Consider the following 14,386-nt stretch of genomic DNA (forward strand, 5'->3'; position numbering starts at 1 on the left):
TACGTCGGTACGTCGTGCACCTCGACGCCCTCGGCAGCCCGGCCCGTACGTCCTGAGCGCCCGTCGCATGGTCGCCGGCGACCGGCGCGGGGGCGGTCCCACCCCTGTCACGCTCGGGCTGGCCTGCGGGACGGCGCCGTCACCCCGAGGGCCTGGACGTGTCCGCGAAGTGCCGCCCGGCACGCGACGCCCGGCGCATCCTCCCCCTGCGGGCGCCTCCCCGGCTGCTGCGTCGGGCGAGCTCGCGTGCCACCCGTACGCGGGCGGCCCTCCGACATGCGGTCGCACGCACCGGACGCCGTGGTGCGCCGTGCACTCCGGGCGGACGACGCCACGTCGCGAAGACGCCCTAGCTGCGGGGGCGGCCCGTCGCCACCGCGTAGAAGGCGACCGCGGCCGCGGCGCCCACGTTGAGCGAGTCGACGTCGTGGGACATCGGGATGCGGACCCATTCGTCGGCGGCGACGAGTGCCTGGGTGGAGAGGCCGTCGCCCTCCGCGCCGAGCATGAGGGCCACGCGGTCCATCCGGTGCGGGGCCGCCTCGTCGAGGCTGCGGGCCTTCTCGTCCGGGGTGAGGGCGAGCAGGGTGAAGCCGGCCTCGCGGACCGAGTCCAGCCCCTTGGGCCAGGTGTCCAGGCGGGCGTACGGGACGGAGAAGACCGCGCCCATCGAGACTTTCACGCTGCGGCGGTAGAGGGGGTCCGCACAGTCCGGTGAGAGCAGTACGGCGTCCATTCCGAGGGCGGCGGCCGAGCGGAAGATCGCGCCGATGTTGGTGTGGTCGTTGACCGACTCCATGACGACCACCCGCCGGGCGGTGTGCAGCAGGTCGGCCGCCGTCGGCAGCGGCCTGCGCTGCATCGAGGCCAGCGCGCCCCGGTGGACGTGGTAGCCGGTGACCTGTTCGGCCAGGTCGGGGCTGACGGCGTAGACCGGCGCCGGGAGTTCGTCGATGACGTCGCGCATGACGTCGATCCACTTCGCCGAGAGCAGCATCGAGCGCATCTCGTACCCGGCGTCCTTGGCGCGCCGGATGACCTTCTCGCCCTCGGCGATGAACAGGCCCTCGGCGGGCTCGCGTCTGCGGCGCAGCTCGACGTCGGTCAGGCCGGTGTAGTCGCGCAGGCGCGGGTCGTCGGGATCTTCCACGGTGATGAGATCGGCCACAGGGGTGATACTGCCTTGTCCTGGGTGCGGTGCCAACGGCTCGGAACGGTTGTGTTACCCGGGGTTACTCTGAGGTCCGCGGCCCGACGCCGACAACCGGGCCGATGACGACGACCGCCGGGGGCCTGACCTCCCGGACGCGGACCGTCTCGGCGACCGTGGCGAGCGTGGCGTCGACGCGGCGCTGGGCGGCCGTCGTGCCCTCCTGCACGAGGGCGACCGGGGTGTCGGGGGACTTCCCGTGCGCCACGAGCGCCTCGGCGATCTTCCCGATCTTGTCGACGCCCATCAGGATCACCAGCGTGCCGGTGAGCTTCGCCAGCGACTCCCAGTCGACGAGCGAGCGCTCGTCGTCGGGGGCCACATGGCCGCTGACCACCGTGAACTCGTGTGCCACGCCCCGGTGGGTGACCGGGATGCCGGCCGCGCCCGGCACCGAGATGGAGCTCGAGATGCCGGGGACGACCGTGCACGCGATGCCGGCCTCGGCGAGCGCCTGGAGCTCCTCCATGCCGCGGCCGAACACGTACGGGTCGCCGCCCTTGAGCCGGACGACGGACTTGCCCTGCTTGGCGTGCTCGATCAGCGCGTTGTTGATGGCCTCCTGGGCCATGTACCGGCCGTAGGGGATCTTCGCCGCGTCGATCACCTCGACGTGCGGCGGAAGCTCGGCGAGGAGGTCGCGCGGGCCGAGCCGGTCGGCGATCACGACGTCCGCTTCGGCGAGCAGACGGCGGCCGCGCACGGTGATCAGGTCGGGGTCGCCGGGACCGCCGCCGACCAGCGCCACGCCGGGGGTGCGGGTGCGGTGGTGAGGGGCGACGAGGGTGCCGTCGCGCAGGCCCTCGACGACCGCGTCGCGGATGGCGGCGGTGTGCCGGGGGTCGCGGCCGCGGCCGTCGGTGGTGAGGACGGCGACCGTCACACCCTCGCTGTGGCCCGTCGCGGGCGTCCAGGCGGTCGCAGCCTCGGCGTCGTCGGAGCGCACGCACCAGATGCGGTGCGCCTCCGCCTCGGCGGACGCCGAGACGTTCGCCTCGTGGTCGCTCGTGGCGATCAGGGCGTACCAGGCTCCGGCGAGGTCGCCCTGCGCGTACCGGCGCCGGGACCAGGTGATCTCGCCCGCGTCGGCCATCGCCTCGACGGACGGGGTGGCGCTCGGGGAGACGAGCTCGACGACCGCGCCCGCGGCGATCAGGGCGGGCAGGCGGCGCTGGGCGACCTGGCCGCCGCCGAGGACGACGACCCTGCGGCCGGTGAGGCGGAGGCCTACGGGGTAGGCGGGGTGTTCGGCCATGAGGGTGCGGCTCCTCGTACGGGCAAAGACGTGCAGTGAGCGGGCGCTGCGACTCTGGAGCGGCCCTGACGTGCGCATTTTAAAGGTGCGTTCAGATGTGTTCAGGTGCGTTCAGCATGCGGCGGGGCCAGGGGTGCGCACAAGCGCGCCCGCCGGCCCCGCGAGGGTCCTACTTCTCCGTCACGCCCGCCGAGTCGAACGTCGCCACCTCGTGCATCGCCCGGGCCGTGCTCTGGACCAGGGGCAACGCCAGCAGTGCGCCCGTGCCCTCGCCGAGACGGAGGTCGAGGTCCACGAGAGGACGCAGTCCCAGCTTGTTCAGGGCGGCCACGTGACCGGGTTCGGCGCTGCGGTGGCCCGCGATGCAGGCCGCGAGGACCTCGGGGGCGATCGCACGGGCCACCAGGGCGGCGGCGCCTGCGCTGACGCCGTCCAGGATCACCGGCGTGCGCAGGGACGCCCCGCCCAGGAGCAGACCGACCATCGCCGCGTGCTCGAAGCCGCCGATCGCGGCCAGGACGCCGATCGGGTCGGCCGGGTCCGGCTGGTGGAAGTCCAGGGCGCGGCGCACGACCTCGGTCTTGCGCGCGAGCGTCTCGTCGTTGATGCCGGTGCCGCGGCCGGTGACCTCGGCCGGGTCGGCGCCCGTGAAGACCGAGATGAGGGCAGCGGACGCAGTCGTGTTCGCGATGCCCATCTCGCCTGTGAGCAGCGCCTTGTTGCCCGCCGCCACCAGGTCGCGGGCGGTCTCGATGCCGACCTCGATGGCCTGCTTGGCCTCCTCGCGGGTCATCGCGGGGCCGGTGGTCATGTCGGACGTGCCGGCGCGGACCTTGCGGGGCAGCAGCCCCGGGGTCGCGGGGAGTTCGCCGGCGACGCCCACGTCCACCACGCACACCTCGGCGCCCACCTGGTTCGCGAAGGCGTTGCAGACCGCTCCGCCGCCCAGGAAATTGGCGACCATCTGCGCCGTGACCTCCTGCGGCCAGGGGGTGACCCCCTGCGCGTGGACGCCGTGGTCGCCGGCGAAGATCGCCACGGCCGCGGGCTCCGGGATCGGCGGCGGGCACTGCCGGGACAGCCCGGACAGCTGCGCGGAGATGATCTCCAGCATGCCGAGCGCACCGGCCGGCTTCGTCATCCGCTTCTGGCGCTCCCAGGCCTCGCCGAGCGCCTTGGCGTCCAGGGGGCGGACGCTGGCGACCGTCTCGGCGAGCAGGTCGTGCGGGTCCTCGCCGGGCAGCGCGCGACGGCCGTACGTCTCCTCGTGGACGACCCACGACAGCGGACGGCGCTTGGCCCAGCCCGCCTGCATCAGCTCGGGCTCCTCGGGGAACTCGTCGACGTAGCCGACGCAGAGGTAGGCGACCACCTCGAGGTGCTCCGGCAGCCCCAGCGCACGCACCATCTCGCGCTCGTCGAAGAAGCTCACCCAGCCGACGCCCAGGCCCTCGGCGCGGGCGGCGAGCCAGAGGTTCTCGACCGCGAGGGCGGAGGAGTACGGCGCCATCTGCGGCTGGGTGTGACGGCCGAGGGTGTGCCTGCCGCCCCGGGTGGGGTCGGCGGTGACGACGATGTTCACCGGGGTGTCGAGGATGGCCTCGATCTTGAGTTCCTTGAACTGCTTCGCGCGCCCCTTGGGCAGCGACTTCGCATACGCGTCACGCTGCTTGACCGCCAGTTCGTGCATCGCGCGCCGGGTGTCGGCGGAGCGGATGACGACGAAGTCCCAGGGCTGCGAGTGGCCGACGGAGGGCGCGGTGTGGGCGGCCTCCAGGACGCGCAGCAGCACCTCGTGCGGGATCGGGTCGTCGCGGAAGCCGTTGCGGATGTCCCGGCGCTCGCGCATGACCTTCAGGACGGCCTCGCGCTCGGCGTCGTCGTACCCGGGCGCGGCGGGCCCGGCCGACACGCGCGCGCCCTCCCCGGCGGCCGGTTCGTCGTCCTGCTCGGCCTCCGTGGTCTGCAGGCTCTCCGGGCTCTGCACGACGTCGGGGTCGACGGCTGCGGACGCGGGGACGCCGGTCTCCTGCAGGGCGTCCGCGGTGTCGGGCGCGGCCGGGACGTGACCGGCCTCGCCGGCGGGGTTCCGTCCGGGCGCGGTCTCTCCGGGCGCGGTCTCGCGGGGGGCGGGTACCGCGGCGGCGGGCAGGCCCGGGGCGGCGGCCTCGGGGGCGGACGGCTCCTCATCGGCCGCTTCCGCCGCCGCCTCGGGGGCCGGTTCCGGAACGGGCTGCTCCTCGGTCGCGGGCACGCCCGGGTGCGGCGGGGCCGGTGCCAGGTGAGCCGGGGCGGGCGCCGCCGCGTCGACCGGCGCGAACCGCCCCAGGGGCTGCTGTGCCGCGGGCTCCGGCACGGCGTGCCCTGACGGGGCCTCCGGCGCCCGGTGCGCCGCGTGGTCCGCCTCCGGCGGTTCCGGCGCGGGCTGGGGACCCTGAGGTGCGGCGGTCGCGAGATCGGCGCCCGACGCGTCGTCCGCCGGCGCAGGCACGGGCTGCGCGGCGGGCACGGTGTCCGCGAGGAACGTCGGGGGCTCGGGGGCGGCGGTGGCAGCGGCGGGCTCCTCGACGGACGGCGAGGGCTCGGCCGTCGGCTCCGGGTGGGGCGTCGGCCGGCTCTGCGTGGCCGCGTCGTCGGGGCCGGGCTCCGGTCCTGTCTCCGGCTGCGGCTGCGGCTCCGTGAGGTGCGCCTCGGGGGCGAGAGCCGTCGCGGGGTCGGGCTGCGGAGACCCGTCGTGGGCGGCGGCGGGCTGCGGGGCGTCCGGGGCGTGGGACACCGGGTCCGCGATGTGAGCCGCGGTGGGGATCAGGTGCTCCGGCTCGGGGTCGGGCTCGGGCTGGTTCTCCGGCTCCGCGTCCGCCGTCGGCCGGGTCTGCGGCTGCGGGGCGTCGCAGGCCGGTTCGTCGGGCTGCTGCTCGGCGGCCGCGGGGTCCGCCTGCGCAACGACCGGCTCGGCCACGGCGTCCGCGCTCTGCACGTGCCCGGCTTCCGGGACCTCGGGGGCGGACTCCGCCGGCTCCGGCGTTTCGGCCGCTGCCTCGGTCACGGCCTCGGCGGGCTGCGGAGCCTCGGCCTGTTCGGCTTCTCCGCCCGGGGCGGACTCGGCCTCCGGGGCCGGGGCGGGCTCGGGCTCGGCGACCTGCACGGCCTCCGGGACGGGAGGCGCGTCGGCGGCCGGGACGCTCTCCGCCGGCGTCTGCGGAGCCGGGGCAGGCGCGTCGGCGGGGCCGGCGTCCGAGGCGTGGGCCTCGGGCTGAGGCTGAGGCTCGGGCTCCTCGGCGGCTTCCGCCGCGGGGGCCTCCTCGGCGGAGTCCGGCGTCTGCGTCACGTCGGCCACCGGCTCGGCGGGCTCGACGGCCTCGGCGGGCTCAACGGCCCCTGCAGGCTCGGCGGGTTCGACGGGGCCGACCGCCTCGGCGGCACTGTGCCCGCCCGGCTCGGCGACTTCCGGCGTGAGGGACGCCGCCGCGGCGCCCTCGTCCGCCGGCAGCGAGGGCGCCGGCTCCACGGGGGCGTCCGCCGACCCGTCACCCCCGGCCAGGGCCGCGTCCGCAGCCTCGGCGAGGTCCTGACCGGCCTCCGCCATCATGGCGGCGCCCAGCAGCTCGCCGGGGTCGACGACCCCGTACGACCCGGTGGACGACGTCTGCGGCGAGGCGGGCTCGGGTTCGGCCGTGTGCTCGGCGTCGGGTTCCTGCGGGGCGGTCGCGGCGATCGCCTCGGTCGCCACCCGCGCCACCACGGCCTGGGCCACGCCCGCGACTTCGCCCTGCTGCTGCGCCGCGACCGGGGCCGGCACGTCCGCCTGCGCGGTCGTCACCCCGGACATGGCAGGCGTCTGCGCCGTGGCCTGTGCGGCGCCCCAGGGCGACGCGCCCTGCAGCGGCATCTCGCGCAGCTGCGGCACGTCGAGGTACTCGGGTCCGGACGCGGACGGGCCGGGCTGGCGGACCGGCGCGCCCGCGGGACCGCGATCGGCGAGGGAGCGGACCGGGCTGGCGGAGGCGTCGGGGATCGGCGGTCCGAGGTGCAGGGGGCGGCGCGGGGCCGCCTGGGGCGCGGACGCGCCGGGCAGGCGGACGGCGCTGAGGTCGACCGAGCCGCTGTCGCGGCCGTCCGTCTCGTGCGGGCCGGGCTCGTGCACCGCCTCGACCACCGGCTCCGGGGCCGGCGGGGCCACCTCGTTGCCCCATGCACTCTGGGCGCCCGGCAGCAGCAACAGGTCTTCGTCCTCGGCGGGGGACTCGGAGAGGTAGGCGTACGCACCGTGCGCGGAGGCGCCCGGCTGCTCCACCATGCCTGCGTTCTCCGGCAGCGCCTCGCCCGGGACCTGGCCGGTGTCGGTCATGCGTACCCCTCGCCCATCGGTTAGTGCTCCTACGACCAGCTCGCCCGGAGCGGCGCACCGACCGCCCCGCAGTGAGAACGAGCGTCCGTGCCCAGCGGCACGAACGACCCGCTCGAAAAAGCGACAAAGCCATACAGTGGCATTGTCCCGGCCGTCGTGTCGTCGCGACAGCTTGATCCGCGACGCTCCGCTGTGGACTGCGCCACGTTGCGCGTCCTCCGGTTCTGCCGTACCACACCCAGCCCAAAAGGGAGGTGTTTTCCGGACATTGACCGATGAAGCGCCGGGTGACCGAAAGCGGTACGACGATCGGCCAGCCTACCGCGCGCGGTACGACAACAGGATCACCGGGCGGGCGAACCGGGCCGCGGTCCGCGGTCCGCGAGAACCCCCGTGAGCAGGAACGCGACGCTCCGCTCCGTCTCCGTCCAGGCCCTGGTGTCGAGTTCGACGGCCTGCACGAGGGCGCACTCGACGCGGTAACCGTGCTCGGTCAGGTCGCGGCCCACGAGTTCGGCGGAGTCCCGGGTGGCCGCGTGGGCGACGACGCGCTGCGGGCGGCGGTCGGCGACCGCGGAGACGACGGCCGCTCCCCCGCCGCCGACCCGGACGACGTCCGGTTCGGGCAGGTTCTCCAGCACGTGCGGGGCGTCGCCGCGGACGATCTGGAGCTGGACTCCGTGTCGACGCGCGGCGGCGTCGGTGCGGGCGCAGGCCAGCATGTCCCGGTCGACGGCGATGACGGCGGCCCCCGCCCGCGCGGCCTCGGTGGCGAAGGCGCCGCTGCCGCAGCCGATGTCCCAGACGAGGTCCCCCGTCCGCGGCCCGAGATGGGCGAGTTGGGCCGCGCGCAGCAGCGGCGCCTCCCCCTCGCCCAGCCCTCCGCCGTAGGCGTCGGCCGGCAGGGTCCAGCCGCGCGGGCCGGCGCCCGGGTCACGGCCGGCGATCCAGCCGCCGTCCCCGGCCGTCGCCGGGCCGGCGGGGCCGATGACGATGACGACGTTGGGGTCGCGCCAGGTGTGGTCGGCCGCCTTGTCGGAGGTGACGACGCTGACCTGCTCGCGGGCGGTGCCGAGTTCCTCGCAGACCACGAAGGTGCGGTGCACGCCCTCCATGAGCAGGCCGAGCTCGGCGGGACCGGCGCCCGGGGAGGTGAGGACGGCGACCTTGGCGTGGGCGCGGCAGACGTTGACCGCCCGGCGCAGGGTGCGCCGGTGGGCGACGACCACCTGGGCGTCGTCCCAGGGCATGCCGGCGCGGGCGAAGGCGGCGGCGACGGCGGACACCGCCGGCACGACCTCGACCTCCAGGCCGAACTCGGGGGCGCGCAGGGTCCGTACGACGCCGAAGAAGCCCGGGTCGCCGTCGGCGAGGACGACGGCGGTGCCGCGGTGGCCGGTGATGCGGCGGGCGGCGAGGGCGACGCTGCCGAGCCGGATGCGTTCCGCGCCGGGCGGCACCTCGGGCAGCGCCAGGTGGTGGGCGGCGCCGGCCACCAGCGTGGCGGCGCTCAGAGCGGAGCGGGCCGCGTCGGTCAGCGGCGAGCCGTCCCAGCCGATCACCGTGACGCGGTCGGCCATCTCGTCAGTCCCCCCGGGTTCACGCAGGCAGCGGGCTCCGTGAGGGTACCTGGTCGGCGGGCGGGGGCGACGGCGGTGACACCTGGGGCGAGGTCAGTTCCAGTCGGCGTACGACGTGAATCCGCCGCTCTCCGCGAAGTGCTCGCCGCCGCCGTCGAGGTCCTCCGGGAGGAGGCTGTAGACGATGTAGTCGGTGCGCACCTCGTTCCAGGATCCGTCCGCGGTGCGGGCGCGCGCTATGCAGGCGCCGCGCAGCACGCCCTCGCTGATGCAGCCGATCTTCTGCGCCACCTGCTGGGCGGCGGTGTTGTCGGCGGCCGTGCGCAGCTCGATGCGCTCGAACTTCTGGTCGGTGAACAGCCATTGGGCGGTCGCGAGCGCAGCCTCGGAGGCGTAGCCCTCGCCGCGCGCCCAGGGGGCGATGATGTACGACAGTTCGGTGGAACGGACATGCCAGTCGGTCTTGGCGAGCCGGACGAGGCCGACCAGGCGCTGGGTCAGGAACTCGGTGACAGCGAGGTCGAGGCCGCGTCCCGCGGTGCGTTCGTCGGGCGCGCACTGGGCGATCCAGCGCCGGGCGGCCGCCTCGTCGAAGGGCTGGGGCACGGCGGTCCAGGCCGTGACCTGCTCGTCGTTCATCATGTCGGCCAGGGCGGTCACGTCGTCCTCGTCGAGGGGACGCAGCACCAACCGCTCCGTGCTGATGGAGATGTTGGGGAAGGTGCTCGTCATGCGCCGCTCCGTAACCTTCGGGACCTCGGGTGACACCTGCCGCCCCGTCAGGGCCGGCTGAACTGCCCAGCATGCAGCATGTCGGCCCGGAACCCCACCACGGGGTCCGCACCGGGTGAAAGCGCGGACCCCGTGCGTGTGCGTCGGAGGCTCGGGTCAGAAGGCCGCGACGACGGCTCCGTCGTACTTGTCCTCGATGAACTTCCTCACCTCGGGCGAGGTGAGCAGCCCGGCCAGCTTCTTCACGCGCGGGTCGCCCTCGTCGCCCTTCTTCACGGCGAGGAAGTTGGCGTACGGGTTGCCCTTCGCGGACTCCGCCACCAGGGCGTCCTTCGCCGGGCTGAGGTCGGCCTCCAGCGCGTAGTTGCCGTTGATGACGGCGGCGTCGACGTCGGAGAGGGAGCGCGGCAGCTGCGCCGCCTCGAGCTCCTTGAACTTCAGGCCCCTGGGGTTGGAGGCGACGTCCTTGGGGGTCGCGTCGTAGCCGACGCCGGGCTTCAGCCCGATGAGGCCGCCCGCCTCCAGGAGCTTCAGCGCGCGGGCCTCGTTGGTGGTGTCGTTCGGCAGGGCGACGGTGGCGCCCTTCTCCAGGGCGTCGAGCTTCTTGACGCTGCGGGAGTACAGGCCCAGCGGCTCGAGGTGCACCGTGGCGCCGGGCACGGCGACGATGTCGGTGCCGTTCTTCTTGTCGAAGTCGTCGAGGTACGGCTGGTGCTGGAAGTAGTTGGCGTCGACCTCGCCCTGCTGGACCGCCGTGTTGGGCGTGACGTAGTCCGTGAACTCCTTGACCTCGAGCTTGAGGCCGGCCTTGGCCGCGAGGTTGTCCTTGATGTAGTCGAGGATCTCGCCCTGGGGAGTGGGGGTGGCGGCGACGGTCAGCGTGGCGTTCGCGTCGGCGCCGGAGTCCTTGTCCGAGCCGCAGGCGGTGAGTCCGAGGGTGAGGGCTCCGGCGGCGAGGACGGCAGTAGCGATCTTGGCGGTGTTACGCACGAAAAGTGCCTTTCCTGAGGGTGGTGCGGCCCCGCTCGGGTGGTGCGGGGAGTCTGATGTCGGCCCGTGGAGGGCTCAGGCGACCTTGCCGACGTCGGCGGCCGCCGGCTCGTTCGCCTTCAGCAGGCGGAGCTTGGGGGCGGGGCCCGAGCCGCCGCCGCGGCGGTGCAGGGAGCGGGCCGTGAAGTCGCCCGCGAACTGGATGAGCGAGATGACGACGGCGAGGATCGCCACCGTGACCCACATCAGTTCGGTCTGGAAGCGCTGGTAGCCGTAGCGGATGGCGATGTCGCCGAGTCCGCCGGCGCCGACGGTCCCGGCCATGGCGGAGTAGCCGATGAGGGTGACGACCGTGGTCGTGGCGCCGGCGACGAGGGAGGGCAGGGACTCCGGGACGAGGACCTTGCGCACGATCGTCCAGGTGCCGCCGCCCATCGACTGCACGGCCTCGACGAGCCCGCCGTCCACTTCGCGGACAGCCGTCTCGACCAGACGCGCGAAGAACGGGATGGCGCCGATGGCGAGAGGCACGATCGCGGCGTCACGGCCGATGGTGGTGCCGGTGACGGTGCGCGTGAAGTCCATCAGCGCCACCATCAGGATGATGAACGGCATCGAGCGGGCGACGTTCACGATCTGCCCGATGACCTTGTTGGCGAAGACGTTCTGGAGCAGACCGCCGCGGTCGGTCAGGACCAGCAGGACGCCCAGCGGGAGGCCGCCGGCGACGGCGACGAGGGTGGACCAGCCGACCATGTAGAAGGTGTCCCCACAGGCCTGCGTCAGCAGGGGCTGCATCTCCGACCAGGTCACTTGACGCCTCCCTCGATGAGCGCGGGTTCCTGGGGCGCTCGGTCCACGACGTCGATCTGCAGGCCCTGTTCGCGCAGGAAGCCGATGGGCACGACGTTGTCCTCGTAGCGGCCGGGCAGCTCGATGCGCATCCGGCCGATCTGGAGGCCGCCGACGGTGTCGACCGCGGCGCCGAGGATCGATATGTCGATGTTGTAGGTGCGCGACAGCTGGGAGATGACGGGCTGGGTGGCGGCCTCTCCGTGGAAGGTGACGTCGACGACGGTGCGGTCGTGGCCGCTCGCCTCGCCGCCGACCGGGAAGAGCGCGGCGGCCAGTTCGGAGCCCGGGGCGGCGAGCAGTTCGCTGACCGTGCCGGACTCGACGAGCCTGCCGTGCTCCATGAGCGCGGCGGAGTCGCAGATCGACTTCACCACGTCCATCTCGTGCGTGATGAGCAGGACGGTCAGGCCCAGCTGCCGGTTGAGGTCGCGCAGCAGCTGGAGGATCGAGCGGGTGGTCTCCGGGTCGAGTGCGCTGGTCGCCTCGTCGGAGAGCAGCACCTTCGGGTCGCCGGCGAGTGCGCGGGCGATGCCGACGCGCTGCTTCTGACCGCCGGACAGCTGTGCCGGGTAGGCCTTCGCCTGACCGGCGAGCCCGACCAGGTCGAGCAGCTCCAGCGCCTTGCGGGATCGTTCCCTCCCGGAGGAGCCGAGGATCTCCAGCGGCAGTTCGACGTTGTCCTGCACGGTCCGCGAGGACAGCAGGTTGAAGTGCTGGAAGACCATGCCGATCCGGCTGCGCGCCTGTCGCAGCTCCCGTCCGGCGCGGGGCCCCCGCCCGGCGAGCGCGGTGAGGTCCCGCCCGTCGACGGTGACCGTGCCCGCGGTGGGGCGCTCCAGGAGGTTGACGCAGCGGATGAGCGAGGACTTTCCGGCGCCGGAACGGCCGATGACGCCGTACACCTCGCCTTCGCGTACGTGCAGGTCGACGCCGTCGAGGGCGGTGACCTCACGGCCGCGCGAGCGGTAGACCTTGGTCAGGCCCGTGGTGGTGATCACGTGGGGTTTCCGTCACTGTCGAGTGCGCGGGCGTGGGTGTGCCCGGGCGCACGGATGCGGGCTGTCAGGACGCGACACGGTTCTCGCCGTGGCGGAAGGAACCGGGGAGAGACATGTGCGCGGGGCGCGGCTCAGCTCACGTACGGCGGGCATGCGGCGTACGGACCTGCCACGGCGTCTCGCTTCGGGGCGCGAGCTCGGGGGTGGTGCGGGGGCCCTCTAGAAGGCGCACATTCGACACAGACAACGAGCACCGGGCGTCATGGTCGCCTCGGTCGCGCGGATGCGGCTGCTCGTCGTGGTCATGAGCATCAGTAAAGCAGACGTACGGTCCTGACCGAGACCCGCCTGTCCGGATGCTGGACAGACATGGACAGCGGTCGGCGCCCCCGACCCGCACCCGGGGATCTCCGCGCACACGCCGGTGACCAGCGGCAACGGGGCGAACAGGTCCCGGAGTCCGCGGTCGGCGCCCGGTCGCGGGCCCGGCGGGCTGTGGCCGACGCCACGGCTGCGCCACCGGCCCCGCGGGTCCGCGGGGCCGACCGCGGGGTGTCTGTTACGCCGTAATAGGGTCGCTGCATGCTTGATGCCCTGACGGCGGCGACCGGCGTCGCCGCGTTGCTGCTCGCCGCCTGGTGCGGCTGGGCCGCCTACCGCGACCAGCCGACGAAGGACTGGCACTTCATCGGGATGGCCGTGGTCTCCCTGCTGGCCACGGTCCAGCTCGTGATCGGGATCGTCCAGCTGGCGCGGGGCGAGAAGCCGGAGCAGGGCACGACGCTTTTCGTGGCGTATCTTCTGGGCGCGTTCGCGTGCGTGCCGACGGCGGGGTTCATGTCGCTGGCCGAGCGGACCCGCTGGGGTTCGGTGACGGTCGCCGCGGGCGGCGTGGTCCTCGCCGTGCTCGAGGTGCGGCTCTTCGACATCTGGGGAGGCTGAGATGACGGCGGTGCAGGAGAAGCCGGACCGGCTGATCAGCGGGCCCGGGATGCTGCTGGTGTGGTTCTACGGCGTGATGGTGGTCGGGGCGGTGTCCCGGTCGGCGTACGAGATCGCCGCGCACTTCGACCGGGCGCCGCTGTCGTACACGCTGTCGGCGGTGGCGGGCGTGGTGTACGGCTTCATCACGTACTCGCTGGTGCGCGGCGGCGAGACGGCCCGCAGGGCGGCGCGGCTGTGCTGCGCCGCCGAACTCGCGGGCGTGCTGATCGTCGGGACCTGGACCCTGGTCCAGCCGTCCGCCTTCCCCGAGCCGACCGTGTGGTCCGACTTCGGGATGGGGTACGTGTTCATCCCCGTGCTGCTGCCGGTGTCGGCTCTGTACTGGCTGCGCACGTCCCGGACGGCTACGCCGTAGCGGCGTACTCGCCGGCCTGCTTCTCCAGGACGATCATCGGCACGCCGTCCGTGCCCTGGGAGGTGCCGACCGTCTCGTAGCCGACGCGGCGGTAGAGGCGGAGGTTGCCCTCGCTGCGGTGGCCGGCGAAGAGACGGAACTTCTTGGCGCCGCGCTCGCCGCCCAGCGCCGACTCGGCGGCGCGCAGCAGCCGTGCGCCGATGCCGTGCCCCTGAAGGCGGGGATGGACGCAGAGCTTGCCGATGGCGGCGGCGCCGTCCTCGGTGAGGGTGCCGCGTACCGAGCCGACCACCTCGTCGCCCAGCCGGGCCACGAAGACGCAGTCGGTGGCGAGCTCCTGCCGGACCGAGTCGAGGCTCTGCACGAGCGGGGCGATCCGGTAGTTCCCGTACAGCGCGGCTTCGCTCTGGAAGCAGAGGTACTGAAGTCTGAAAATCTGCTCGGCATCCTGCTCGGTCGCCACCGAGATGGTCACGCTCATGCCCATGTGCGCACGCCTCCCGCTCACCTGATCGCCTGTGGTCCCTCACTCCTATCCCCGCACTTCGGGAGCCGCAACCTCCGGTGCGAGCAAACGGCGAAGACATCCCAGACATCTGGAACGTTCCGGTCCGAGACTGCCCTGTGAGATACCCAACTTCCCTGCGATCTCCCGGTAGGTGAGGTCCTCGGGCGAGAGCAGCGCCTGCAGAAGACGCGAGCAGCGGCCGGGCAGCCGGGCCACGGCCTCGCGCAGGGCGCGATGGCGGGCGGCGGTCAGGGCCAGGTGTTCGGGTCCGCGCTCCGCGTCGTCGGCGGGCTCGGCCTCGTACGGCTGTTCATGACGGGTGGTGCGGCGGGTGCGGCGGACCTCCGCCCGGACGGCCCGGCGCAGCCAGCCCTCGGGATCGCGGGGCGGGCCGTCGGCGGCGAGGCGTTCGAGCAGGCGGAGCCAGACCGCCTGCTCCAGGTCACCGGGGTCGGCGCCGGCCGCCGGGGCCTCCGCGGAGGCCTCCGCGCTGAGCAGCGGGTGCAGGGAGGCGAGCAAGTCGGGGGTCATATGCCCCACGATGCGGCGG

General features: G+C 73.8%; 12 protein-coding genes. 2 read left to right on the forward strand and 10 right to left on the reverse strand.

Going from position 1 to position 14,386, the window contains the following annotated elements; translation table 11 throughout:
* Positions 1-349: 349 nt before the first annotated feature.
* The 8 genes from ACH4ZA_RS16245 to ACH4ZA_RS16280 form a co-directional block, all read right to left on the reverse strand.
* The gene (locus ACH4ZA_RS16245; protein ID WP_319281485.1) at positions 350-1,168 is read right to left on the reverse strand and encodes an RNA methyltransferase; all 819 of its coding nucleotides are present in this window, start codon (positions 1,166-1,168) and stop codon (positions 350-352) included.
* A 64-nt stretch (positions 1,169-1,232) separates the two neighbouring features.
* A complete protein-coding gene (gene cobA / locus ACH4ZA_RS16250; protein WP_319281486.1) occupies positions 1,233-2,465 on the reverse strand; it encodes a uroporphyrinogen-III C-methyltransferase in 1,233 nt (410 codons plus the stop codon).
* Between the two features lie 169 nt (positions 2,466-2,634).
* Positions 2,635-6,813 carry a nicotinate-nucleotide--dimethylbenzimidazole phosphoribosyltransferase gene (cobT, locus tag ACH4ZA_RS16255; protein ID WP_398429988.1) on the reverse strand — a complete coding sequence of 1,393 codons (4,179 nt, stop codon included), beginning with the start codon at positions 6,811-6,813 and terminating at the stop codon, positions 2,635-2,637.
* A gap of 344 nt (positions 6,814-7,157) precedes the next feature.
* On the reverse strand, positions 7,158-8,393 hold the full coding sequence (gene cbiE, locus ACH4ZA_RS16260) for a precorrin-6y C5,15-methyltransferase (decarboxylating) subunit CbiE (protein ID WP_319281488.1): 1,236 nt from the start codon (positions 8,391-8,393) through the stop codon (positions 7,158-7,160).
* Between the two features lie 93 nt (positions 8,394-8,486).
* On the reverse strand, positions 8,487-9,125 hold the full coding sequence (locus ACH4ZA_RS16265) for a GNAT family N-acetyltransferase (RefSeq protein ID WP_398429990.1): 639 nt from the start codon (positions 9,123-9,125) through the stop codon (positions 8,487-8,489).
* Positions 9,126-9,281: 156 nt separating this feature from the next.
* On the reverse strand, positions 9,282-10,115 hold the full coding sequence (locus ACH4ZA_RS16270) for a MetQ/NlpA family ABC transporter substrate-binding protein (protein WP_319281490.1): 834 nt from the start codon (positions 10,113-10,115) through the stop codon (positions 9,282-9,284).
* 75 nt (positions 10,116-10,190) lie between these two features.
* The gene (locus tag ACH4ZA_RS16275; RefSeq protein ID WP_319281491.1) at positions 10,191-10,928 is read right to left on the reverse strand and encodes a methionine ABC transporter permease; all 738 of its coding nucleotides are present in this window, start codon (positions 10,926-10,928) and stop codon (positions 10,191-10,193) included.
* On the reverse strand, positions 10,925-11,968 hold the full coding sequence (locus ACH4ZA_RS16280; RefSeq protein ID WP_398429992.1) for a methionine ABC transporter ATP-binding protein: 1,044 nt from the start codon (positions 11,966-11,968) through the stop codon (positions 10,925-10,927). Before ACH4ZA_RS16280 ends, ACH4ZA_RS16275 begins: the two co-directional genes overlap by 4 nt.
* Positions 11,969-12,550: 582 nt before the next feature.
* On the opposite strand from ACH4ZA_RS16280, the gene ACH4ZA_RS16285 reads away from it, so the two are divergent.
* Entirely contained in the window at positions 12,551-12,910 is a 360-nt protein-coding gene (locus ACH4ZA_RS16285) for a hypothetical protein (protein ID WP_319281494.1), read from the forward strand.
* Position 12,911: 1 nt separating this feature from the next.
* A complete protein-coding gene (locus ACH4ZA_RS16290; protein WP_319281496.1) occupies positions 12,912-13,328 on the forward strand; it encodes a hypothetical protein in 417 nt (138 codons plus the stop codon).
* Here ACH4ZA_RS16290 and ACH4ZA_RS16295 read toward each other — a convergent pair.
* Entirely contained in the window at positions 13,318-13,815 is a 498-nt protein-coding gene (locus ACH4ZA_RS16295; RefSeq protein WP_398429994.1) for a GNAT family N-acetyltransferase, read from the reverse strand. The two genes, ACH4ZA_RS16290 and ACH4ZA_RS16295, sit on opposite strands and share 11 nt — an antisense overlap.
* Before the next feature lie 45 nt (positions 13,816-13,860).
* Positions 13,861-14,367, reverse strand: a complete 507-nt coding sequence (locus ACH4ZA_RS16300) for a sigma-70 family RNA polymerase sigma factor (RefSeq protein ID WP_319281498.1) — start codon at positions 14,365-14,367, stop codon at positions 13,861-13,863.
* Positions 14,368-14,386: the final 19 nt, after the last annotated feature.

The organism is Streptomyces sp. NPDC020597 (assembly GCF_044335095.1).
Taxonomy (GTDB): Bacteria; Actinomycetota; Actinomycetes; order Streptomycetales; family Streptomycetaceae; genus Streptomyces.